This window comes from Candidatus Dormiibacter sp. (assembly GCF_050999135.1).
Lineage (GTDB): Bacteria > Chloroflexota > Dormibacteria > Dormibacterales > Dormibacteraceae > Dormiibacter > Dormiibacter spiritus.
Map to the genome: position 1 here is coordinate 78,373 of NZ_JBPCPN010000059.1, position 21,944 is coordinate 100,316.

Annotated in this window: 24 protein-coding genes; 15 read left to right on the plus strand and 9 right to left on the minus strand. The window is 67.7% G+C overall.

Features of this window, described 5'->3' with window-relative positions:
* Positions 1-2 precede the first annotated feature (2 nt).
* Entirely contained in the window at positions 3-734 is a 732-nt protein-coding gene (gene fabG / locus ACR2MZ_RS14540) for a 3-oxoacyl-ACP reductase FabG (protein ID WP_434005769.1), read from the plus strand.
* Positions 735-738: 4 nt separating this feature from the next.
* On the plus strand, positions 739-1,551 hold the full coding sequence (locus tag ACR2MZ_RS14545) for a MaoC/PaaZ C-terminal domain-containing protein (protein ID WP_434005770.1): 813 nt from the start codon (positions 739-741) through the stop codon (positions 1,549-1,551).
* Positions 1,552-1,591: 40 nt separating this feature from the next.
* Here the strand turns inward: ACR2MZ_RS14545 and ACR2MZ_RS14550 are convergent, their stop codons facing one another.
* The 3 genes from ACR2MZ_RS14550 to ACR2MZ_RS14560 form a co-directional block, all read right to left on the minus strand.
* A complete protein-coding gene (locus ACR2MZ_RS14550; RefSeq protein ID WP_434005771.1) occupies positions 1,592-2,014 on the minus strand; it encodes a hypothetical protein in 423 nt (140 codons plus the stop codon).
* 68 nt (positions 2,015-2,082) lie between these two features.
* Complete coding sequence (locus tag ACR2MZ_RS14555; protein ID WP_434005826.1) at positions 2,083-3,063, minus strand: carbohydrate kinase family protein; 981 nt, start codon at positions 3,061-3,063, stop codon at positions 2,083-2,085.
* On the minus strand, positions 3,060-3,458 hold the full coding sequence (locus tag ACR2MZ_RS14560) for a CBS domain-containing protein (protein ID WP_434005772.1): 399 nt from the start codon (positions 3,456-3,458) through the stop codon (positions 3,060-3,062). The genes ACR2MZ_RS14555 and ACR2MZ_RS14560 overlap by 4 nt, the downstream gene beginning before the upstream one ends.
* Positions 3,459-3,756: 298 nt before the next feature.
* On the opposite strand from ACR2MZ_RS14560, the gene ACR2MZ_RS14565 reads away from it, so the two are divergent.
* Positions 3,757-4,941: a glycosyltransferase 87 family protein gene (locus ACR2MZ_RS14565; protein WP_434005773.1), complete on the plus strand. Its 1,185-nt coding sequence runs from the start codon at positions 3,757-3,759 to the stop codon at positions 4,939-4,941.
* Between the two features lie 45 nt (positions 4,942-4,986).
* Positions 4,987-5,406, plus strand: coding sequence for a carboxymuconolactone decarboxylase family protein (locus tag ACR2MZ_RS14570; protein WP_434005774.1), 420 nt, complete (start codon positions 4,987-4,989; stop codon positions 5,404-5,406).
* Here ACR2MZ_RS14570 and ACR2MZ_RS14575 read toward each other — a convergent pair.
* From ACR2MZ_RS14575 to ACR2MZ_RS14585, 3 genes are read right to left on the minus strand one after another with little or no spacing between them, the layout of a single operon-like run.
* On the minus strand, positions 5,403-6,290 hold the full coding sequence (locus tag ACR2MZ_RS14575) for a patatin-like phospholipase family protein (protein WP_434005775.1): 888 nt from the start codon (positions 6,288-6,290) through the stop codon (positions 5,403-5,405). The genes ACR2MZ_RS14570 and ACR2MZ_RS14575 overlap by 4 nt on opposite strands.
* A complete protein-coding gene (locus ACR2MZ_RS14580) occupies positions 6,287-7,489 on the minus strand; it encodes an MFS transporter (protein ID WP_434005776.1) in 1,203 nt (400 codons plus the stop codon). Before ACR2MZ_RS14580 ends, ACR2MZ_RS14575 begins: the two co-directional genes overlap by 4 nt.
* Positions 7,490-7,512: 23 nt before the next feature.
* Positions 7,513-9,075 carry an MFS transporter gene (locus ACR2MZ_RS14585; RefSeq protein WP_434005777.1) on the minus strand — a complete coding sequence of 521 codons (1,563 nt, stop codon included), beginning with the start codon at positions 9,073-9,075 and terminating at the stop codon, positions 7,513-7,515.
* Between ACR2MZ_RS14585 and ACR2MZ_RS14590 the strand changes: the two genes are divergently transcribed.
* From ACR2MZ_RS14590 to ACR2MZ_RS14640, 11 genes are all read left to right on the plus strand, one after another.
* Positions 9,074-9,697, plus strand: a complete 624-nt coding sequence (locus ACR2MZ_RS14590) for a DUF1684 domain-containing protein (protein WP_434005778.1) — start codon at positions 9,074-9,076, stop codon at positions 9,695-9,697. The genes ACR2MZ_RS14585 and ACR2MZ_RS14590 overlap by 2 nt on opposite strands.
* Positions 9,698-9,741: 44 nt before the next feature.
* Positions 9,742-10,479, plus strand: a complete 738-nt coding sequence (locus ACR2MZ_RS14595) for a cytochrome c biogenesis CcdA family protein (RefSeq protein WP_434005779.1) — start codon at positions 9,742-9,744, stop codon at positions 10,477-10,479.
* 4 nt (positions 10,480-10,483) lie between these two features.
* Positions 10,484-11,269, plus strand: coding sequence for a GNAT family N-acetyltransferase (locus ACR2MZ_RS14600; RefSeq protein ID WP_434005780.1), 786 nt, complete (start codon positions 10,484-10,486; stop codon positions 11,267-11,269).
* Between the two features lie 69 nt (positions 11,270-11,338).
* Positions 11,339-11,770, plus strand: a complete 432-nt coding sequence (locus ACR2MZ_RS14605) for a TIGR03667 family PPOX class F420-dependent oxidoreductase (RefSeq protein WP_434005781.1) — start codon at positions 11,339-11,341, stop codon at positions 11,768-11,770.
* Positions 11,754-13,208, plus strand: a complete 1,455-nt coding sequence (locus tag ACR2MZ_RS14610) for an FAD-binding oxidoreductase (RefSeq protein ID WP_434005782.1) — start codon at positions 11,754-11,756, stop codon at positions 13,206-13,208. Before ACR2MZ_RS14605 ends, ACR2MZ_RS14610 begins: the two co-directional genes overlap by 17 nt.
* Positions 13,209-13,292: 84 nt before the next feature.
* Positions 13,293-14,498 (plus strand): ABC transporter substrate-binding protein, encoded by a 1,206-nt coding sequence (locus ACR2MZ_RS14615; protein ID WP_434005783.1) that lies wholly within the window; start codon positions 13,293-13,295, stop codon positions 14,496-14,498.
* A 39-nt stretch (positions 14,499-14,537) separates the two neighbouring features.
* Complete coding sequence (locus tag ACR2MZ_RS14620; protein ID WP_434005784.1) at positions 14,538-15,320, plus strand: ABC transporter ATP-binding protein; 783 nt, start codon at positions 14,538-14,540, stop codon at positions 15,318-15,320.
* Positions 15,313-16,023, plus strand: coding sequence for an ABC transporter ATP-binding protein (locus ACR2MZ_RS14625; protein ID WP_434005785.1), 711 nt, complete (start codon positions 15,313-15,315; stop codon positions 16,021-16,023). The genes ACR2MZ_RS14620 and ACR2MZ_RS14625 overlap by 8 nt, the downstream gene beginning before the upstream one ends.
* Entirely contained in the window at positions 16,020-16,868 is an 849-nt protein-coding gene (locus ACR2MZ_RS14630; protein ID WP_434005786.1) for a branched-chain amino acid ABC transporter permease, read from the plus strand. Before ACR2MZ_RS14625 ends, ACR2MZ_RS14630 begins: the two co-directional genes overlap by 4 nt.
* A 10-nt stretch (positions 16,869-16,878) precedes the next feature.
* Complete coding sequence (locus ACR2MZ_RS14635; protein WP_434005787.1) at positions 16,879-17,889, plus strand: branched-chain amino acid ABC transporter permease; 1,011 nt, start codon at positions 16,879-16,881, stop codon at positions 17,887-17,889.
* A gap of 67 nt (positions 17,890-17,956) precedes the next feature.
* Positions 17,957-19,144: a hypothetical protein gene (locus ACR2MZ_RS14640; RefSeq protein ID WP_434005788.1), complete on the plus strand. Its 1,188-nt coding sequence runs from the start codon at positions 17,957-17,959 to the stop codon at positions 19,142-19,144.
* Between the two features lie 28 nt (positions 19,145-19,172).
* Here ACR2MZ_RS14640 and aroF read toward each other — a convergent pair whose 3' ends face one another.
* The 3 genes from aroF to pstC form a co-directional block, all read right to left on the minus strand.
* Positions 19,173-19,985 (minus strand): 3-deoxy-7-phosphoheptulonate synthase, encoded by an 813-nt coding sequence (gene aroF, locus ACR2MZ_RS14645; protein WP_434005827.1) that lies wholly within the window; start codon positions 19,983-19,985, stop codon positions 19,173-19,175.
* A gap of 160 nt (positions 19,986-20,145) precedes the next feature.
* Complete coding sequence (pstA, locus tag ACR2MZ_RS14650; protein ID WP_434005789.1) at positions 20,146-21,000, minus strand: phosphate ABC transporter permease PstA; 855 nt, start codon at positions 20,998-21,000, stop codon at positions 20,146-20,148.
* The gene (gene pstC, locus ACR2MZ_RS14655; RefSeq protein WP_434005790.1) at positions 20,997-21,941 is read right to left on the minus strand and encodes a phosphate ABC transporter permease subunit PstC; all 945 of its coding nucleotides are present in this window, start codon (positions 21,939-21,941) and stop codon (positions 20,997-20,999) included. The genes pstA and pstC overlap by 4 nt, the downstream gene beginning before the upstream one ends.
* Between the last annotated feature and the right edge of the window lie 3 nt (positions 21,942-21,944).

A 21,944-nucleotide genomic window follows, 5' to 3' on the forward strand; every position in this document is an offset into this window, starting at 1 on the left:
CAGTGAGAAGAGCAGTGGTTACCGGAGCCGCCCGTGGGATCGGGGCGGCGATCGCCGAGCGCCTGTCCAGCGACGGCCTGGATGTCGCCATCCTGGATCTGGACGAGCCCCGAGCCCAGCAGACGGCTGACACGATCGCCGGCACGACTGGCGGCAAGCTGGTGGCACACGGCTGCGACGTTGCCGACCGCCGGCAGGTAGAGGAGGTAATCGGCCGGGTGGCGGAGGAGCTGGGCGGGCTCGACACCCTGATCTGCAACGCGGGCATAACCCGGGACGCGTTCCTGCACAAGATGACAGATGAGCAGTGGGATCAGGTGCTCAGCGTGCATCTCACAGGCACCTTTGCCTGCATCCGCGCAGTGGCTCCCATCTTCCGCGAGCTGGGTAACTGTCGGATCGTCTGCATCTCGTCAGTGGCCGGCGCCACTGGCAATGCCGGCCAGCTCAACTATTCGGCCGCCAAGGCGGGCATCGTCGGGATGGTGAAGACAGCCGCCCGCGAGTTCGCCCGCTCCCGGACCACAGTCAACGCAGTGCGGCCGGGCTTCATCGACACCGAGATGACGAGGGCGATTCCTGACAACATCCGCGAGCAGATGGTCCAGGCCATCCCTCTCGCTCGCCCGGGCCAGCCGGACGACGTCGCCGGTGTCGTCTCCTTCTACTGCAGCGATGATGCCGCCTACGTCACAGGCACAGTGCTGGACGTGAACGGCGGCTTCTACATGTGAGACCGTGATCAACCGCAAGCGCGCCGGTCACGTTTACGACCTGGGCGAGTACACGGTGACCGAGAAGGCAATGGAGGCTTACGCCGAGATTGCGGGCGGCTTCACCCCTGTCTTCGGCATCGTGCCCGTCTGGGCGGGCATCGCGGCCATCAACGAGGATCCGGAGCTGGGCCTTGACCCGTCCCGGGTGGTTCACGGCGAACAGCGCATGAGCTTCCTGCAGCCGTTCCGGGACGGCCAGGTCCTCCGTTCCCAGGGAACTGTGGAGTCGATCGCGGAGCGCGGTGCCAATGAGGTGGTCACGCTGCGGGTGGACAGCAGTGAGGCCGGTGCTCCGGTGCTGAGTCAGTGGCTGGTGATCATCTCGCGCTGCACCGCTGCAGCTGCCAAGGGAGGTGGTTCAGGCGGAAAGCCATCATCGGCGGAGCCGCCGCCAGCGACGCAGGAGCCCCCAGCGCCGACCGGCGAGCGCAGCACCTACCTGAGTCCGGACATCACCTACAGGTATGCCGCGGCGGCCGGCGACGACAACCGGATCCACACGGATCCCGAGTTCGCTCGGCGCGCCGGGCTGCCCGGCATCATCGTGCAGGGCATGTGCCTGTTGCACGTAGCGACGCGGGCGGTGCTGGAGGTGGAGGGCCGCGAGCCGGCTGAGGTGGGCCAGCTCTCCGCCCGGTTCGCCAGCATGTTCACGCCCGACCAGGAGCTGCGGACTCGGGTCTGGGCTGATGGCGGGGGTGCGAGCTTCGATGCGCTGGGACCGGACCGCAAACAGGTCCTGAAAAACGGCCGCCTGGACCTGAACCACCGCTAGCCTGCCGGGGGAGGCGAACCTTCTCACTCTCTTCAGCTTGTTACGAAGCGACGGTGCCCGGCAGGAGGTCGTCGATCGCCGGCCAGCCATCATCGTCGGATTCCTCGCGCTCGAGCAGCGCCCGACGGTCAGGTCCCATTTTCAGATCAAACAACTGGTCCTGAATCTCAAAGAGCGCGTCCATGAGGCGGACCGGCGCCACCCGAGCGCGCAGGTCGCCGACGCAGGTGGAGGGGAGCAGGTGCCGCAGGCGTATCAATCGCGCCTCCCAGCTCTGGGGAACCCGCTTGACACCTGCCAGATTCATGCTCTCCAGGTCGTTGAGCATGACGTCGATGAAGCTGATCGGTTCCTGTATCCGAAGCCATCGACGCAGCCTGTCAAAGCTTTCCTGCTTGCCCGCCTGGATCTCGACATTCGTGCGCCCCAGGTGCGAATCCAGCGAACCTGAGAGCCACTCCATGCCGAAGACAGTCTAGCAAAAAATTGCTGCAAAATCAAGGGAATCGAATTCAGCCCCTGCCAGTGCTCTCACCTCTCGGCCAACCACGCGTGGGTGCCCAGCTCATGCTCGTATGGGGGATCGGCGCCGGGCCGGCTGCAGGTGATGGCGGCCACCCGGAGCGCGTGGTCCAACGTCCGGGCGAGGGCCGGGTCGGAGAGCCGGTGGAGGGCGTCCTTCTGGAGCGCGCCTTCGCTCCCGAGCGCTGCCAGGAGGCCTGCCATGAACGCGTCGCCAGCTCCCACGGTGTCCACCACCTCCACTTGGGGGGTGGCGCGAAAGACGCTCTGATGCGGGGTGATAGCCATCGCGCCCCGGCTGCCCAGTGTCACGACGATCAGCGCCGGGCCAGGTGCGAGCCAGCGGCGCGCGACGACCTCAGGTATCTCCCCCGGATGGAGCCAGGCGAGATCAGCCTCACTTGCCTTGACCAGATCGACGTTGGGCAACCAAGTCAAGAGGCGCCGGACATAGGCGGCTCGCTCAGGGATGAGACTCGGCCTTACGTTGGGGTCGAGGCTTATCACGCGGTCGGCGGCTTCCCGCCGGAGCAGCGCCTCGAACGCTGAGGCGCCCGGTTCGAGCACCAGGGAGAAGGACCCAAAGTGGACCGCCCGAATCTCCCCGCTCAGCGCTCTGGGCAGTTCAGCGGCACCGAACTTGTGATCGACGGTGCCCTCCACGTAAAAGCCGTATTGCGGTTCCCGATCGGCTTCGAGGTGCACGAAAGCGAGGGGCGTTGGTTCATTACCGCTCAGGGTGTGCCGCAGATCGATGCCCTCCTCCACCAGCACCGTGCGCAGCCGCGATCCAAAGTGATCGGTTGACAAGCGACCGAAATACGCAACTGGCACACCCAGGCGTGCACAGGCTATCGCCACGTTGCATGGGGAGCCGGCGGGCCGGGCGCTGTAGCGGCCGGCCCCAGTCTCCGCCAGGTCGATCAGCGCCTCACCGCAGACGAGGATGTGAGCAGCCAGAGGCCCCTCAGCCGACGGTGGTGAGCTCAGTAGCGCGGCGAATGGGCAGGGACGCCCAAACCGCTCGCAGCAAGATCGCGCATCGAGATGACCCCCGTCACACGCTCACCCTCCACCACCGGAAGGTGGCGGAAGCCACCGGCGACCATCGCATCCAGCGCCTGCTGCGCATCGCTTTCTGGCGTGACGACCTGTGGCGAACGCGTCATCCAGTGGGCGATTGGATCGCCGGCTGATTCGGGCGCCTGGGAGATTGCTCTGACCATATCCCGCTCGGTGAAGATGCCGATCAGGCGGTCACCCTCCATCACGAGTGTCGAGCCGACTCTGGCCCGGGCCATGACTGTGGCCGCCTCGGCGACTGTGACGGTCTCGGCGACAGTGTGAAGGGTGCTGCGGTTCATGAGCTCCCCAACGGTCGCCATTTGAAGCGCAGGCTACGCCACCTGGAGGGGAAAGCGGGCCGATTGCTCACCGCTGATGGGCAGGTTCGCGGCTTAGCGGGGTGCCCCAGGGATGGGCTGCGCGCCATCGACGCCACACCACTTCCCGGCGCCGAACTCACGACCTTTGCTTGCAGGCTGCCTATCCCCACCGTGGGGCGGGCGGCCGTTCACGCTAGGCGTTCACTGGGCGCCAGCGCCGCTCAGCAGCTTTGGCTACGCTCGACCCATCGCAAGCGCCATCGCCGCCCGCCGCGGCGCACTGCTGTCATGGCGCGCCTTGGCCGCGGGCGTCCTTGCCGCCTTCGTCTCAGCTGGTTTCGAGCTGCACACAGTCACCGACCGGGGAACCTCCGGGGTGTTCAACGACTTCTACGACTACTGGGCGGCCGGTCGCGTACTCCTGCACGGCGGCAACCCGTATGACGCCGCTGCATTGAACCAGGTGCTCAGCGCGGCAGGTGTGCACTCAACGGTGGGGGAGTTCGGCTACTCCTACCCACTGTTCTTCCTGCTCCTGGTAGTGCCGCTGGCGCTGCTGCCTGCTCAGGTCGCCGGCTACGTCTTCGCCGGCCTGAGCCTCGCCGCCTTCGCCGTCGCACTGGGCCTGCTGCTGACGCCTCTCGCGCAACTCGGCAGGCTTGAACTGACGGCGCTCGCACTGGCCGCCGGCGGCTTCGTCCCGGTGCGCGGCTCCCTCTTCTTCGGTCAGGCCAACCTCATAGTCCTGCTTGCGCTTGCCCTCGCCTGTCGGGAACGAGCGGCCACGCTCCTCCTGGCCCTGGCGGGCGCTGTGAAGCTCTACCCGGCCGCGGGGCTGCTCGCCCACCTTCGCCGGGGCCGCGCGGGGGCTGTGCCTCTCTTGCTTGGAGCAGCCCTCACCGGCGCACTCGTTCTTGTGCCGAACCTGCTCAGCGGCAGACGCGGCAGCAGCCGCCTGCTCGACATGCTCGGCCCCGACCCTTACTGGAGCAACGCGTCGCTGAACGGCTTCATCTCCCGAATCGCGCTGCCCTCGCCCTGGAGCGAACCGCTAGTGCCCGGCCTTCCGGTCACTCCCGTCGTGGTGCTGCTGGCCCTCCTGCTCATGGGCGTCTCGCTCGCCATCGTGCTCCGAAGGCGGCCGAGCTGGAGCGGCTCCCTGGCTCTCTTCGTGGCCGCCGCGACAGTTGCTACGCCGAAGAACTCGCTCTGGAACTTCGTCCCCCTGCTGCTCAGCGTCGCCTACTGCTGGCCCCATGTGAGACGCCGCCCGCTGCTGCTCCTACCCCTCGTCGCCGGCTGGCTGCTAATCGACCTGCAGTCGAATGTGAACGTCGCTCGCGACGACCCAGGCGGTCACGGCCGGCTGCAGACAGTGCTGCTCGGCATGGCCGCGCTGGGAGGGCTCATGATCTGGGCGACCAACGCTGTTGTGCTGGCCCGGGAGGCGGCCAAACGATTCTCGCTGACGGGGCAGTCGTGACCAATTAGCCTGGGGGATGAGCATCCATTGGTGAGGAGGTTGGAGATGGCACGCATCCCTCTGGGGACGTCCGACAAGGGGCTTCTGGGGCGTCTGGCGGCGTGGTACTCGAAGCGCAAATATGGGAAGGTGGTCGAGCCGCTGGGGGCAATGTCCCATCACCGCGGCGTTGACCTGGCGAAGATCGAAGGAGTACCGGGGTGGAGGCAGAGCGAGATCTACACGGACCTGGAGCGGCTCGTGCTCGAATACACCGAGGCTGTGACGACCACTCCTCCGATCGTCACTGACGGGCTGGTGGCTCGGCTTAGAGAGCAGTTGGGCGACGCTCGAATGGTCGAGCTGACCGAGCTCGTTGCCGTCGAGAATCTGCGCTCACGCTTCAATTCGGCGCTGGGCCTGGAGAGCCAGGGATTCAAGGCCGAGTGCGCGCTGCCGCAGCCAGGATGGGCGGTGAATCGCTAGAAGCCCTGCTCGACCAGCCAGCGCTCGGTCAGGTGGCAGGCCTTGTCAGTGACCTGTCTGACCAGCTCAGGGCTGAAATTGAAGCCGTGCACCGGGTGCTCAATGTGGGGATGGACGTGGAAGATCCGGGCGCGTCCGGCCAGCTCCCGCCGAACCAGCTCCTCCTCCAGCTTGGCGGCCTGATGGACCGCCAGGGAGACCGAACCGACTGCGTTGGCGATGAGGTTGGTGGGCGGCTTCGAGTTCAGGCTCCCGACGGCGACTGAGAAGATGGTCCCGCAACCGCAGGAGGCCAGTTCGGAGACCGGCTGGTCCTCCAGGACGCCGCCGTCAACCAGCATCCGGCGCTCGCCGTCAACGCTCAGCATGCGCCAGGGGAACAGGCCTGGGATCGCGCTGGACGCGAGCAGCGCGTCACCCAGGGGCTGATCCGGCGGAAACCAGACAGGCTGGCCGGTCAGCCGATCGGCGGCCCCGATTCGAATGCTGGGCGGTCCGATGTCGGCCAGCACCGGGTCCTTGAGCCCGAACTCGCGCGTCAGCTCTCCGAGCACCAGAGTCTTGATCGGCTGGTTGTCACCGAGGCTGGTGCGAGGCCCGAAAGCCAGTCGCAGCGCAACCTGCCACCAGGTCAGCCCGAACGTGCGGTTGCTGATGCCGCCGAGGAGCCGCGCCGCCGCCTCCAGGCCCCTGCCCTGCACAGGATCCAGGGCATGTGCGACAGCCGTGATAGCGCCCGAGGAAACGCCGGCTATGCGCGTCGGCACGATGCCGCGCCGAACGAAAGCCCGCGCCACGCCGAGCTCCACGACCAGAAGCGAGCCAGAGCCGGAATAGGAGATGCCTATCTGCCGCTCTGGGCGGTGAGCTGTTCCTTCGCTCATGCGCTGGTCGCTCGTCGCGACCGGCGCAGCAGGATGCTGCCCAGGGCGCCCAGGAGGCACACGGCTGTGCCGCTGAGGAAAGCCGGCGCCGGCCCGATCACATAGAGCGCCCCGGCTCCCAAGGAGCCGGCCACCTGGGCGGCGGTGATCGCAGTCTGATAGACGCCCTGGGTCCTACCCTGCGCGCCCAGCGGCGCCAGCCGGCTCACCTCGGCACTGATCGCCGGGTTGCCGGCGGCGGTGAGCGTGCCCTCCCCCAGACCGATGAGCACCAGCGCCGGCACGCTGCTCACAAAGGGGTAGACGCCGGCCAGGAGGCCATACGTCATGACTGAGAGCAGACCCGCCCTGACATGGCCCAACCTGTCGCTCCAGTTGGCCAACCCGGCAAATACGACTATCGGCAGCGCGTAGGTGGCGAACGACAGGCCGACAACGAAGGTGCTCGCGCCCCGGCTGGTCACGTACAGGCTCCAGATCGTGTCGTAGACGCCGAACATCCAGTACGCAGCCATCCCCAGGATGGCGACCGGCAGGATGAGCCAGAGGATCGCGAGGGCACCGATCGCCTCGTTCTCCTGCCGAGCCTCCTCGCGCCGGGGCGTCACCGAAGGCAGGAAGAAGAGCAGGATCGCCGCCGCCAGCGAGACCACCATGGCCCCGACGAAGACGGCGTCGAGCCGGAAGCCCGCCACCAGGCCGCCCAGCAGAGGGCCCAGCAGAAGCCCTGTCATGTCCGAAGCGCGGAGCCGGCTGAATGCGCTGGCCCTTCGCTGGGGCCCTGTCAGGTCGCCGATCATGGCAGCCGCACTGGGAGCGTAGGCGCCGCCGAAAACAGCTTGCACGAACCGCACGGCGATCAGCGTCTCGGGCGGCAGGGGCAGGATGTAGAGCGGGAACAGCGCCGCGTAGAGGAGCATGGCGACCACCATCACTGGGCGGCGGCCTACGCGGTCGGAAAGAGCGCCGGCAGGATATTGGGCGAGCGCTCGACCCGCCAGGCCGGCGGCAAAGACCAGGCCCACCAGGAGACTGGTGCTGCCGCGGTGACGCAGCACCAGGGGCAGGATGGGCAGGAAGAAACCGGTGCCGATCAGCACGAGAGAATTGCCCGCCAAGAGCGTCCAGAGCGTTCGCGCATCGAGCGCCTGAGTGCCCGGGAGCTGCGCCTCGTCCTGCCCGGGAGCTACCTCAGCCACCCGAGAATCCTAGGGACGCCGCACTATCCCGCAGCGGGGTCAGGAGGTTTGGCGCTCCGGCCGGCGAGCGTCAGGCTGATCAGCGCTCCAGCGACGAGCAGTCCGCTGCAGAAGAGCATGGCCAGGTGGAAGGCGTCGGTCGAGGCCGCCAACGCAGGCGCCAGCCAGTTGCCGTCGAGCGGACGGTTCAAGGGACTGACTCCGGGCGGCCGGGCTCCCAGCCGAGCGAAGAAGAGCGCTGTGACGGCGACGAACACAGCTGCCCCGGCCAGCTGCGGCCCGATCCGCGAGATGGCGTTGTTGAAGGCCGAGGCAAGGCCCACATTCGCCTCGGGCACCGAGTTCATCAGCGCCGAGGTGAGCGGCGCGACTAGGAGACTGATGCCGAGGCCGAAGGCGAGCACCTCGGGCAGCACGTCAGTGGCGTAGGCCAGCGGCGGTATCAGGCTCGCCGGCTGGGCCAGGTCCAGCCGCCAGGCGGACGTGTGCTGGGGGATGCGCGCCAGCCAGGCAGTGCCAGCCGCCATCAACAGAGGGCCGGCCACGAGGAACGGGCGCGGCCCGAACCGCCCGGCCAGGCGCCCGATCCGGGGAGAGAGAAAGATGAGGAAGAGCGAGACCGGCAGGCCGCTCAGACCGGCCGCAGCTGCCGAGTAGCCGGCCACGCCCTGCAGGAACAGCAGCAGGTAGTAGCCGGAGATGTAGAGGGACGCGTAGATGACCAGCGTCGCCAGGTTGATGACCGTGAAAGAGCGGACCTTGAACAGGGTCAGCGAGACCAGCGGGTGGGCGGTTTTACTCAGCCAGAGAGGCAGGGCGGCCAAGCTCAGGGCGCCGAGCGCGAGCGCCAGCCACCCTTCCACGGCCTGCCACTGGTGCTCCTGGCCGTAGATGACGCCGAACGAGAGGCCGCCGGTGGCGACGGCGAAGAGCGCGGCGCCCGTCCAGTCCAGATGCGCCGAGTTCTCATCGCGGCTCTCTACGACATGGCGCTGGCCTGCGAAGACGGCTATTAGAACCAGCGGCAGATTGATGAGGAAGATTGCGCGCCAGCTGACCAGGTCCACCAGCACTCCGCCGAGAAACGGTCCGGCCAGCGTAGTCAGAGAGGTGCCTGCTGCCCAGAGGCCGTAAGCGCGGCCCTGCTCTTCGCCCTGGAAGTGCAGTCGCAACAGCGCCAGCGACCCCGGCACCAGGAAGGCCGCCGCCATGCCTTGCAGCAGCCGGGCGAGTATCAGTGTCTCCATGCTGGGCGCCAAACCGCACAGCAGCGAGGCCACACCGAACCCGATCAGGCCGGCCAGGAAGACCCGCTTGCGGCCGTAGCGGTCGCCCGCCGCGCCTGCCGGGATGAGCAGTGCTGACATGGCGAGCAGGTACCCGTTGTAGACGTACGTCTGCGCTTCCAGTGTGCCGAAGAGAGGGCTCCGCAGGTCGTGGCCGATCCGGGCCAGCGCGACGGTGACCACCGTGCCGTCCAGGAAGACCACTCCAGAGGCCAGGATGGTGGCAGCGAGAATCCAACGGCTCGCCGATCTGCTCTCCCGGTTTTGGATCAGCCGGGCTGCACTAGGCTCAGAGGACATGACTCTTGTCGACTCCCTGGAATTGGTGGATTGGCGGCGGCGGATGGGCGACGCCTATCGGGAGAGCTCGCTCGGGGCCTGGCGAGAGGCGCGCGATCAGCTCTTCGGCGGTCATCCGCAGTCTCCGATACCCGCTGGCCGCCGGGCGGCATTCCAGGGTCTGCGCTGGTTCCCGCCCGACCCCACCTACCGGGTGCAGGCGGCAGTGGAGACCACCGACCCCTCGCCGCTCGAGATCGACACTGGCGGCGAGGACGGGGTGATCAGCTATCGACGCAGCGGTCGTCTGCGCTTCCAGCTTCAGGGCCGAGAGTGCTCGCTGACGGTCTTTTCACTGCAGGGCTACGGTGGCGGCCTCTTCCTGCCCTTCACCGATGCGACCTCCGGCCGGGAAACGTACGGCGGCGGTCGCTACCTCTTCGACACCATCAAGAACACCGACGCGGGCTGCCTCGACTTTCAGCTCGGGGCGGCCGAGGTCACCATCGACTTCAACTACGCTTACCACCCCTCCTGCCACTACAACCCCCGCTGGGCGTGCCCGCTGGCGCCGCCAGAGAACCGCCTGGCTGTGGCCGTCCGCGCCGGTGAGGTCAGCTATCCGGCTGAGGAAGGCCTCTGAGCCGGTCGGCTGCCGGCTGCCTGGGTTCCCGGACGCATCTCTAGATGCTTGCGCTCTCGCTCGCCTTTGCGGCAGGACTTGTCTCCTTCCTCTCGCCGTGCGTCCTGCCACTGGTCCCCGCCTACGCCGCCTATCTGACCGGGGAAGCCAATCAGCCCGCAGCAGAGGGCAGCGGCGGAGGGCGGGCAGCAGTGCTGCCGCGGCGCACCCGCGTAGTCGCCAGCGGCGCAGCCTTCGTCGCCGGGGTGAGCCTCGTTTTCATCCCGACCTTCTACCTCTTGCGAGCGGTTCTCACGCCGGTGCGCGGTGTCGTCCTGCCGGTGGCGGGGGTGGTGGTCATCCTGCTGGCGCTGCAGACGGCGGGGATCGTGCGGCTGCCGCTTCTCTATCGCGAGTTTCGCTTCCTGGACCGGATGCCCGAGCGTGGTGGCGTGCTGGGCGCCTTCCTGCTGGGTCTGGGTTTCGCCGCCGGCTGGACGCCCTGCATAGGCGCAACGCTGGGCGCCGTGATCAGCTCGGCCATCAACCAGGGCGCCAGCGCGTTCGGCCTGCTCCAGATGATCGTCTACACCCTCGGCCTGGGCCTACCGTTCCTGCTGCTCGCCGTGGGGATCGAGCGAGCCGCTTCATTGGTCACGGTGCTCGGGCGGCACCGGCGACTGATCGACCTGACCTCTGCGGCGGTGCTCGTGATCATGGGCCTGTTCCTGCTCACCGACAACCTGCTGCTGATAACCAGCGCGCTGACCAACCTCCTGCCCTACGCCCCCTTTGGCCTGTGACCGCATGGACGGACAAGCGGTGCTCGCGGCCTTCGACCAGCAGATACGCCGGCAGCCGAAGCCTGACGCGCCGGACGGATGCGTCGAGCAGGAGGCCCGGGTGATTCGAAGCATCTCCCGCGGGGAGGGGTGGACGGGGGTGACCTGGTGCGATCTGGACGATGCCAACGCGGACTCGGTCATCGCTGCTGAGATCAGCCGATTCGCAGACCTGTCTCGCGCCTGGGAGTGGAAGCACTACTCATACGACCAGCCCCGAGACCTACCTGACAGGCTGATCGCTGCCGGTTTCAGGCCCCAGCCGGTCGAGGCCCTGCTGGTCGCCGAGATGGCAGAGCTCCCGCTCGATGCGCCGCCGCGCCCGAGCGTGGAACTGCGGGCAGTCGTCGACGGGCAGGGCGCCGACGCGCTGGTGCGCGTGCATGACGAGGTGTTCGGCGGAGACCATGCCCCTGTGGGCAGAAGCTTGCTGGTCCGCATCGCGCGGAAGCCCAGTACAGCCGCGGCAGTGGTCGCCTGGGCCGGGCAGACTCCCATCGCAGCCGGGCGCGTGGACCTCCACCCCGGCACCGACTTCGCCAGCCTCTGGGGCGGCGGCACGCTGCCAGCCTGGCGCCGCCGCGGCGTGTTCCGCTCGCTGGTCGCCTACCGAGCTGGCCTCGCGTCGGCCCGGGGCTTCCGCTACCTACAGGTCGACGCCACCCCCTACAGCCGCCCGATTCTCCAGCGTCTCGGCTTCGTCCAGCTCGCCACGACTACCCCCTTCATCCATCCCGGCGGAACCGCCTGACGTCTCAACAGCCGAAACTGCGGAGAAGGGAGGGCGGCCTTGGTGGATGGGTCTCTAAGCTCTAGGCAAATGGCGAAAGGTCTCGATCTCCAGCTCGACAGCGACTTCGGCCAGCGTGTGCAGCGCCGGCTCCGGGAGGAGCCGGTTATCTGGCTCACCACCACTGGGCGGGAGGGGACGCCGCAGCCGAATCCTGTCTGGTTTCTCTGGGACGGGCAGAGTGTGCTCGTCTACAACCGTGCTGACGCGGCGCGATTGAAGCACATCGAATCGAGGCCGCGGGTAGCGCTCAACTTCGATGGGAACGGCCAGGGTGGTGACATCATCGTGTTCACCGGGCGCGCCGAGCTCACCCCGGGCGAGACGCCCAGTGATCAGCACGCTGAATACGTGGCCAAGTACAGAGCGCGGATGGAGCAGGTGTCGGGCAGCGTGGCCAACTTTGCGCGGAGCTACCCCGTCAGCCTGCGAGTGTGGCCAGACAATGTCCGCGGTCACTGACCAGAGCCTCATCCTCGGTCTGGCCGCTCTGGTCGGCGACGCCCACGTCCAAACCGGTGAGGCAGCGCAGGACTACACGCACGACGTCACCTTCCTGCAGCACGACCTGAGCGCCGCCGTTCACCCCGCCAGCACCGAAGAGGTTGCGGCGGTGGTCCGCCTGTGTGCCGAGCGGGATCTGCCGATTGTCGCGCGCGGCGCGGGTACGAGCCTGGTCGGGGGACCTGTGCCGCTGGCCGGCGGAGTGGTCGTCTGCCTGGACCGCTTGGACCAGCTCGAGCTGGACGTCGCCAACACCGTTGCGGTCGCCGGCGCCGGAGTCATCACAGCACGCATCGACGAGCTGGCCAACGAGCAGGGCCTGATGTACCCACCCGATCCAGCCAGCATCAGCATGTCGACGATTGGGGGCAACGTGGCCTGCAACTCCGGCGGCATGCGCTGCGTCAAGTACGGGGTGACCGCTGACTACGTGGTTGGCCTGACAGTGGTCCTCGCCAGCGGCGAGATCCTGCGCCTGGGCGGCAGACTCCGCAAGCGCTCCAGCGGTTACCGCCTGCAGCAGCTCTTCATCGGCTCCGAGGGGACGCTCGGCATAGTGACCGAAGTGATAGTGAAGCTCATCCCCAACCCGCGTTACCGAGCCACTGCCATGGTCGGCTTCTGCAGTCTGGAAGAGGCGGGGGCGGCGGTCTCCCGAGTGCTCGGCGGTGGCCACTTTCCGACAGCCCTCGAGATCATGGACCGCTACGCCATCGACGCGGTGCACGCGGTCCTGCAGCCGCCCTTCGCGCCAGAGATCCAGGCGGTGCTGGTGATCGAGCAGGACGGTCACGACTCTGAGCAGGTGCAGACGGCGCTTTTCGGGATGGTGGAGCTGCTGGATGGCGCTGACAACCGCATAGCTCAATCAGACGCTGAGCGCGACCGGCTCTGGCACGCCCGCCGGAACTTCGGCAAGCTGCTGATGGAGATGCCCTACAACCGGCTCTCAGAGGATGTGGCGGTCCCCATCGGGAGCATCCCGGAGATGCTGCGGAGGCTGGGCCGGCTGGCCGAGGAAAGCGGCGTCCGCATCTGCACGGTCGGCCACGCCGGCGACGGCAACCTGCACCCGTCACTGCTCTTCACCGACGAGCAGCGCCCGCTGATCAGCGCGGTGGCCGGCCGGATCTTCCGCGACGCCCTGGAGCTGGGCGGGACGATCTCAGCGGAACACGGCCTGGGCGTGCTGAAGCGCGACTACGCCCAGCTCGAGCACAGTCCGCTGGCCATGTCGCTGATGCGCCAGCTGAAGGACCTGCTGGACCCCAGGGGCCTGCTCAATCCACACAAGGTCTTTCCCGAACACCCGGCGGACGATGAGTTTCTGAACCACATCCCGGGCTGGTTCCCTGGTGAGGGTTTCGCCGCGCACAGGGGGGAGATCGCTACCTAGGCGGACCTGCGCCCCCCTGGGTCCGGTGAGGGGAGTCCCATTCCTCGGTTGCGCGTCCCTGCCTCCAGGAGGCAAGATGGCGACATGAAGTTAGGGACCTTCCGCATTCTGGGCGCCGGCCTGGCTCTCGTTCTCGCCGCCTGCGGCGGAAGCGGTGGACAGAGCTCCACCTCGACGGACACCTCGCCCATCAAGCTGGGCGTCATCACCTCACTGTCGGGCGCCTATCAGACGCTGGGTACCGCGAACAAGGCAGGCATCGACATAGCCGTCGATGAGGTGAACAGCTCCGGCGGCATCAACGGCCGCAAGCTGCAGGTCATCTATCAGGACGACAGGACTGATCCCGCTCAAGCCGTGATCGCCTTCAACACGTTCAGCGACGAGAAGGTGACAGCGGTACTCGGTCCAGTCCTATCTGACGCGGTTCTCGCCATCAAGCAGGGGCCGCTGCAGTCGAAGAAGGTACCAGTCGTCTCGCTGGCCGCCTCGGACACGATAGTGGAGCCAGTCAACCCCAACCTCTTCATGACGCCCGCCAAAGCCAGCGTCACCGCCGATCGCGTCGTCCGCTACCTGAAGGATCAGAAGCTGACGAAGCTCGGCCTCTGGTACGCCAGCGACAACGCCTTCGCCACCAGCGGCTATCAGGCCACCAAGACTCTCGCCGCCAAGAACGGCATCACGATCGCCGACGACGAGCCCTTCAGCGCCCGCGACACTAAGGACTTCTCACCGCTCTTCACCAAGCTCAGGGCCTCTGACTCGCAGGCGCTGCTGGTCTGGGTCACCGGCGGCCCGGCGGTGGGCATCACCAAGGCCTACAAGAACCTGGGCTTGAAGCTGCCGCTCATCTTCAGCCATGCGCAGGCGACCCCACTGTACTTCGGCCCCAATGCGACGGGTCCCGCCTCGGAGGGTGTGATAGTGCCAGCTCAGATCGGTGTGATGGGTCAGTCGCTGCCCGACAACGTCGGCGCCAAGAAGCTGGCCAAGAAGATGGCCGACAAGTACGCCCAGAGCAATTCGGGCTACCCGCCGCAGTTCGCCTTCGACGGCTACATCGGAGTTCAGCTCCTGGCCGATGCCATGAAGCGCAAGGGCACGACGACCTCAGAGATACTCGCCGGATTGGAGTCGGCCAATTTGCAGACGCCGCAGGGCACCTACAAGATGAGCAAGTCCGACCACTCAGGGATCACTGTGGACTATGTCGAGATCGGAGTGGTCAGAGGAAACGCGTTGGTCCCCACCGACTACGCCAACCAGCAGTTCAGCAAGCTCAAATAGCAGCCCGGCGGGCGCAGCCTGATTCCGCCCAGCCAAACAATGCTCAGCGCCAGTGACCTGACCCGCCGCTTCGGTGGCGTGGTAGCTGTGAACGGCGTCTCGCTGGCAGTGGCGCGCGGGGCCCTGCATGCGGTGATAGGCCCCAACGGCGCCGGCAAGTCGACGTTGTTCAACCTGATCGCGGGACTGCTGAGGCCCGACAGCGGCACTGTGGCGCTGGAGGGGCGGAACCTGGACGGGTTGAGCCCCGAGGCCCGCGCCCGCCTGGGCACCGCCATCGTCTTCCAGTCGGTGCGCCTCTTTCGCGGCATGACGGTGCTGGAGAACGTCATGGTGGGCGCGCATGCGAGCACCCACCACGGTTTCGTCGAAGCCGCTCTCCGGCTGCCCAGGCACCGGCGTGAGGAACCGCTCATCCGGCGGCGCGCCGAACAGGCCCTGGTCCGGGCGGGCCTGGCCCATCTCTCCGGCACGGCCGCCCAATCGCTGCCGTTGGGCCAGCAGCGGGCGGTTCAGGTGGCGCGGGCACTCTGCTCTGAACCGACGCTGCTGCTCTTGGACGAGCCGGCCAGCGGTCTGCGCAGTGGGGAGAGGGAGGCGCTCGCCCGGCTGATCGAGGAGTTGCGAGCGGAAGGGCTGACCATGCTGCTGGTCGAGCACGACGTCGCCTTCGTCACCCGGCTGGCAAACCGCATAACCGTCATGGATCGCGGCAGTGTCATAGCGGAGGGAGAGCCCGCGCAGATCCGCCAGGATCCGGCGGTGATCGCCGCCTACCTGGGCCGGGCGGCCGAGACCAAGAGCGTGGCCAGCGGTGGCTGAGGCGCTCCTGGAGGTCCGGGGCCTGACTGTCCGCTATGGCGCAGCGGTGGCGCTGGCTGACGTCAGCCTGCAGGTCGCTCGGGGCGAGATGGTGGCCCTGGTCGGACCGAACGGCGCCGGCAAAACCACTCTGCTGAACGCCATCAGCGGGGTGATCCGGCCCGCGGCCGGCCGGATCCAGCTCTCTGGGCGCGTCACCCAGGTGCCGGAGGGCCGGCAGCTCTTTGCCGACATGAGCGTGGAGGACAACCTCCGCATCGGCGCCTGGTCGGTCAGGCAGCGCGATCCAGCGGCGGTCTACGAGCTGCTGCCCCGCCTGCGCGAGCTGCGCGGTCGCATCGCCGGCACGCTGTCGGGCGGAGAGCAGCAGATGGTGGCGGTTGGCCGAGCGCTGATGTCCACGCCTGATCTGCTGGCCATCGACGAACTCTCGCTGGGCCTGGCGCCGCTGGTGGTTGACTCTCTCGCCCAGTACCTGCGCTCGCTCAACCGCGAAAGGGCGACTGCGATTCTGCTGGTCGAGCAGAACGTCCGCCTGGCTCTGGAGCTCTGTCCCCGCGCATACGTGCTGGAAGCCGGCCAAATAGTCCTCAGCGGGTCCGCCGAGGAGCTCGCCTCGAGTGCGGCGGTGCAGGCCGCCTACCTGGGCGGAGCGCCGGAGCCGGTGCCAGTGGCATCCGGCGGTGAGGACGCTGAGGCGTGAGCGCGCTCCTCCAGTACCTGATCAGCGGTATCGCCACCGGCTGCGCCTTCGCCCTGGTGGCGACTGGTTTCGTGACCATCCACCGCGTGACAGGGGTGGTCAACTTCGCCCAGGGCGGATTTGCCATCCTGGCGGGTTATGTGACCTTCTCCGCGCTGCGCGCGGGCCTGCCGCACGGCGTCTCGGAGCTGCTTGCAGTTCTCCTGGCGACCGCGGCCGGGGGGGTGGTCGGCGTCATCAGCATCGGCCGCCGGGGGACGCCGCTTCTGGCCTCGCTCATCATCACCATCGGTCTCGGCTTCCTCTTCTATGCCGTCGAGGTCGCGATCTGGGGCGACCAGCCGCTCCAGTTCGAAGGTGTTCCGGGAGTGTTCAGCCTGGCCGGGCTGACGCTGCAGCGCCAGTACCTGCTGATAGTGGCCGGCGCTGTGGTCAGCTTTGCCGCCCTGCTGCTGTTCTTCAACCGCACCTACCTGGGCAAGATCTTCACAGCCTGCGCCTCCAACGCCTACGCGGCGAGGCTGGCGGGCATCAACGTCACACGCGTGGGCATCGCCGCCTTCGCTGTGGGTGGGCTGCTCGGAGGTCTGGCGGGGGTCCTGCTGCTGCCGCTGCGCTCGCTGACATTCGATTCCGACGTGGACCTGGCGGTGAACGGCTTCGCGGCGGCGATCTTCGGCGGCCTGCAACGGCCCGGCGCGGCGCTCGTCGGCGGTCTCGTCATCGGCGTGGCGGAGGCCCTGGTGGCCGGTTACTCACATGCGTCCTACCAGAAGGGAGTGTCGCTGGTGCTGATCGTGGGCATCCTCGTCTGGCAGGCAAGCCGCCGGGCTCAGGCGGACTGAGGCGCGGCTCATGACCACAGTGCTGCGATCGAGGTTCCTGAGACCGTCATCGGTGCTGATCGCCGGCGTCGCCCTGGCCTCGCTGCTGCTGCCGCCGCTGCTCGACTCGGGCAAGCAGACAGTGTTCGTGCTCTTCACGCTCTACGTTGTCGTCACGGTTGGGCTCTCGCTGCTGATGGGGCTGGCCGGGCAGATCTCTCTCGGTCAGGCCGCCTTCTACGCGCTCGGCGCCTACACCGCCGGCCTACTGGCCAAGCACGGCCTGCCCCAGCTGCTGGCGCTCGCCGCGGCACCGGTGGGCTCGGCAGTGGTGGCCACCCTGATCGGCGTCCCGGTGCTGCGCCTACGCGGCCACTATCTGGCCTTTGCGACGCTTGCCTTTCAGCTGATAGTGCTCACCATCCTGGCCGAGGCGCGCGGCATCACAGGGGGTGACATTGGGCTGGGCGGCATTCCGCCACTCCTGCCGGTGCTGAACCAGGGCCAGGACTCAGAGCTCGACCTCAATTCGCCACTCGTCTACTGCTACGTCGGCTGGCTGGTGGCGGCCCTGGTCATCGTCCTGACCCGGAACCTGGTGCGGTCGCGACCGGGTCGTGGCCTGCGGGCCTTGGCCACCAGCGAGATCGGCGCCGCCGCCTCCGGCGTGGCAGTTGGGGCCGACAAACTGAAGGTCTTCACCATCTCGGCGGCCTATGCAGGTCTCGCGGGCGGCGTCTACGCTTTCTTCCTGGAATACCTCTCGCCCGGCTCCTTCCCGATCCTGCTCTCGATCCAGTTCATTGTGATGGCTACCCTGGGTGGCCTGGGCGAGGTGTGGGGAGCTGTCTTGGGCGCTGCGGTCATAGTGCTTCTGGTCCAGGTTCTGCAGGCGGCGGCCAGCCAGCCTGGGCTGCCGAGGCAAGCGCCAGCCATCTTGAGCTACGCCGCCTACGGCGGCGTGATGGTCCTGGTGATGCTCTTCCTGCCGGCGGGCCTCCTGCCGACCCTGCGCCAGCGCCTGAGCCGCGGCCGGGGCTGAGCCTCCAGGCCGTCCATCCCCCGGTTGGGCAACCCGGCGGCGGCTATCCTGGCAGGCGGCGATGCGTATGACCATCTTCCGGCCTCTAAGCGCGATCGTCGTCGCGCTCCTCCTGGCGGCCTGTGCGCCGCCCGGCGGAAAGCAGCTCACCAGCCTGCTGCCCCACCGGCGGGTGGCCGCTTCACCCTCAGTAAGGCCGTCGATCACAATCTCACCCTCCTCTGCGCCGGCCCGGCCGCCAGGAAGCATCGAGGCCTTCGTTCCTGAAGCTGAGCGGTTCGTGGAGGCGCACCGGGGGCTCTCGTTCATGCTGCCGGTCAAGGTCAACCATCTGAGTGACGCGGCTTTCGCTCAGCGCATCGCCGAGCTCCAGGCCAAAGATCACGCTGACTTGGACCGCGAGGCGAAGCTGCTTCGCGCGCTGGATCTCGTCCAGCCGGGGGTCGATGTCGAGAAGGCCGAGGAGGCGCTGCTCAGCGGCGCGGTGATCGGCTACTACGACCCTGCTACCAAGGAATTGGTGGTGCGCGGCGACACCGCCAGCGCGGCGGTCAGGCATGTGGTGGTGCACGAGCTGACCCACGCGCTGCAGGACCAGTGGTTCGATCTGCAGGCGCACCAGAAGAACCTCACCGAGGACCAGGGTGAGGCGTATTCGGCGCTGGTCGAAGGCGACGCTGTATCGGTGGAGAACGCCTACATCGCCAGCCTGTCCCCAGCTGAGAAAAGTGAGATTGACTCGCAGAGCGGTGGCGGCGTTCCAGCCGATGTCCCCCCTGTGCTCATCAGGATTCTGAGCTTCCCCTACAGCGTGGGCCCGCGGTTTGTCGTGGCGCTGCGCGGCAGCCAGGGTCAGTCAGCGCTGGACCAAGCTTTCCGTACCCCACCTCAAGCCTCGGCGCTGGTGATTCATCCCGATCGCTTTTTGGGCGGCGAGGCGCCCAAGCCGGTGGGGGAGCCGGGGGCCGACGGTCCCATCTTCGACAAGGGCGTCTGGGGCGAGTTCGGTCTCAACCTGATGCTGAACGACCTCTACGGTAACCCCGGGGTGAGCCCGGGCGATCTGCAGGCCGCGACCAGCGGCTGGGGCGGAGACAGCTACGTCGCCTGGACGAGCGGCGCTCAGTACTGCATGCGGCTCAGCTACGCGAGCCGGGATGACCAGGGCGCCGCGAGCCTGCAGCGGATGCTGGCGACCTGGGCCAGAAAGCACGGGGCCCAGACGGACGGGCTGAGCCTGACGCGCTGCGGCTGACGCTCGGCCGCTGGCGCCAGTCCCGCGATCAGCGCCCAGCCGCCGCCACCACGGTGGCGATCACCAGCTCGGTCAACTCTGCCACGTCAATGGCCTGCGCCGAATCCGTCCAGGCCAGCGCCGGCGCCGGATGCGCCTCGACCAGGAGACCGTCGGCACCCACCGCGAGAGCCGCCCTGGCCAAAGCCGGCACCCAATCTCGATTGCCGGCGGCGTGACTGGGATCGACGATCACGGGGAGGTCTGTCAGCTCCCGGGCGATGAGCACCGCGTTCAAATCCAGCGTGTTACGCGTCCGCGGCTCAAAGGTGCGAATGCCGCGCTCGCACAGCACCACCTCATCGTTGCCGCGGCGACGGATGTACTCGGACGCGGCGATCCACTCGTCAATGGTGGCGGCGAGACCACGCTTCAGGAGAACCGGGCGGCCAAGCTCACCCAGGGCTTCCAGCAGCCGGACGTTGTGCATGCTGCGGGCTCCGACCTGGAAGCCGTCAACGCTCTCGCCCAATGCCTCTGCGTCCTCCACCGCCAGGACCTCCGAGATGAGCGGCAGGCCGGTCCGCTGGCGGACTTCTGCCAGCAGGGGCAGCGCCGCGGCGCCCAGGCCCTGGAAGCTATCAGGGTGGGTGCGGGGCTTGAAGAGGCAGGCGCGAAGCGCGTCGATGCCAGCCCCGGCGCAGGACATCGCCTGCTCGACATAGGCGGGTTCCACCGCGCACGGTCCGGCGATGATCACAGGCCGGCTGCCGCCAACCACCATGCTGCCGATGCGCACGAGGCGACGGATGTGAGGGTTGGCTTCGCTTATCTGTAACAACTGTCTCGTCTCCTCGCTGATCTCCCACCTGCAGCACGCCGGTGCCGGCGGGGGAGCGGAGACGAGGGTGAGCTAGCTCGTCCGGCTCCGGCTTCCCGCCGGCTCCGTAAACGAGTACCAATAGCTCCAGACGCTCGCTGCGCAGATCACGTTGCGTGTGATCGTAGCACCAAGTCCCGCGTCACTGGCCGCCGGCCAGCGCTATCTGGCGGCGCAACGCCAGCCGGCTCAGCACGTTGGTGAAGAGCGTCAGCGCGACGAGCAGCAGGGCGGCCCCCCACGCCTGTCGGACCAGATCTTCATAGGGCGTCAGTGCGTCGTGGAAGACGATCAGCGGCAGGGCGGACATCGCCCTCGTCGGGTCCAGCGTGTAGAACTTGTTGCCGAAGGCGGTGAAGAGCAGCGGGGCCGTCTCGCCCGCCGCCCTGGCCACAGCCAGCAGGCAGCCGGTCAGGACGCCCGGGGCGGCGGCAGGCAGGATGAGCTGCAGGGCAACCCGCCAGCGCGCCAGGCCCAGGGCCAGCCCCGCCTCCCGGATCCCATTGGGCACCAGTGCGATGGCCGATTCTGTCGTGCGCAGGACAATCGGCAGCATGAGGACTGCGAGCGCCACGGCGCCGCTGAGCGCTGAGAAGTGGTGGAAGGGCGCGACGGCGATGGCGTACACGAAGAGACCCACAGCGATGGAGGGCGTACCGACCAGCACGTCAGCCGCCAGCCGGATGCCCCGGGGCAGCTGACCACCGCCGTACTCGACCAGATGGATGCCGCCGACCACGCCGACGGGGATGGCCAAAAGCGAGGCGATGCCGACCATCACCAGAGTCCCCGTCAGCGCGTGCGAGACGCCAGCCCCCGGAATGCCCACCGGCCGCTCCACATGCGTGTAGAAGTTGACCGACAAAGCAGCGGGCAGACCGTTGGTCACTGTATGGAGGAGGACCAACGCCAGCGGCAGCAAGGCGATCGCGGCCATCAGCCAGATCCCACCTCGCGCCGCGGCGCTGAAGAACAGGCGCCGGCGGTTCCGGCTCACGCCAGCTGTCTGCCTGTGTTGCGGACGAGCAGCAGGGCGAGCAGATTGATGACCAGGGTGAGCAGCACCAGCACCAAACCCAGCTCCAGCAAGGCGGCCGTGTAAACCTGGCCAGTTGCCTCGCTGAACTCGTTGGCGATCACGCTGGCGAGCGTGTAGGCCGGTCCCAGCAGCGACGTCTGTATCACCGGCGTGTTGCCGATCACCATGGTCACAGCGATGGTCTCCCCCAACGCCCGGCCCAGGGCCAGCACAGTAGCGCCGAAGATGCCTGCCCGTGCCGCGGGCAGCACCACCCGCCACACAGTCTCCCACCAGGTTGCGCCGAGCGCCAGGCTCGATTCTCGGATGCCGTTTGGCACCGCCTTCAGCACCTCGCGCGAGATCGAGGCGAGCGTGGGCAGGATCATGATCGCGATGACTATGGAAGCCAGCAGTAGGTTTGTCTGGCGGGCAGGTCCGGCGAGGAGGGGAAAGCCGCCGAGCCGCGTGGTCAGTGGCTTGCTCACATGCTCCAGCAGCCAGGGCGCCAACACGTAGAGGCCCCAGATGCCGTAAACGACGCTGGGGATGCCGGCCAGGAGCTCGACGCCGAGACCCAGCGCTCCGCGCACGCGCGGCAGCCCGGGTTCGGCCAGGAACAGCGCGACTCCCACCCCCACAGGCAGAGCCATCAACAGCGCCAGCAGGCTGGTTGCCACCGTTCCGTAGAGGAAGGGAAGGGCGCCGAACTCCTGCTTGACAGGATTCCACGCCCGCGCGGTGAGGAAGCCAAGGCCGAAGCGGCTCAGCGCGGGCTGGGCCTGGAGGAGGAGCACCAGCACGATTGCGACGAGCACGAGCGGCACCAGCAGTCCGGCCAGCGCCGACCAGTAGCGGAAGCCTTCGGCCGAGCCCCGGCCGCCCCAGCGGCGCAGGCCGGTCCGGAGAGCTGTCTCCAAACC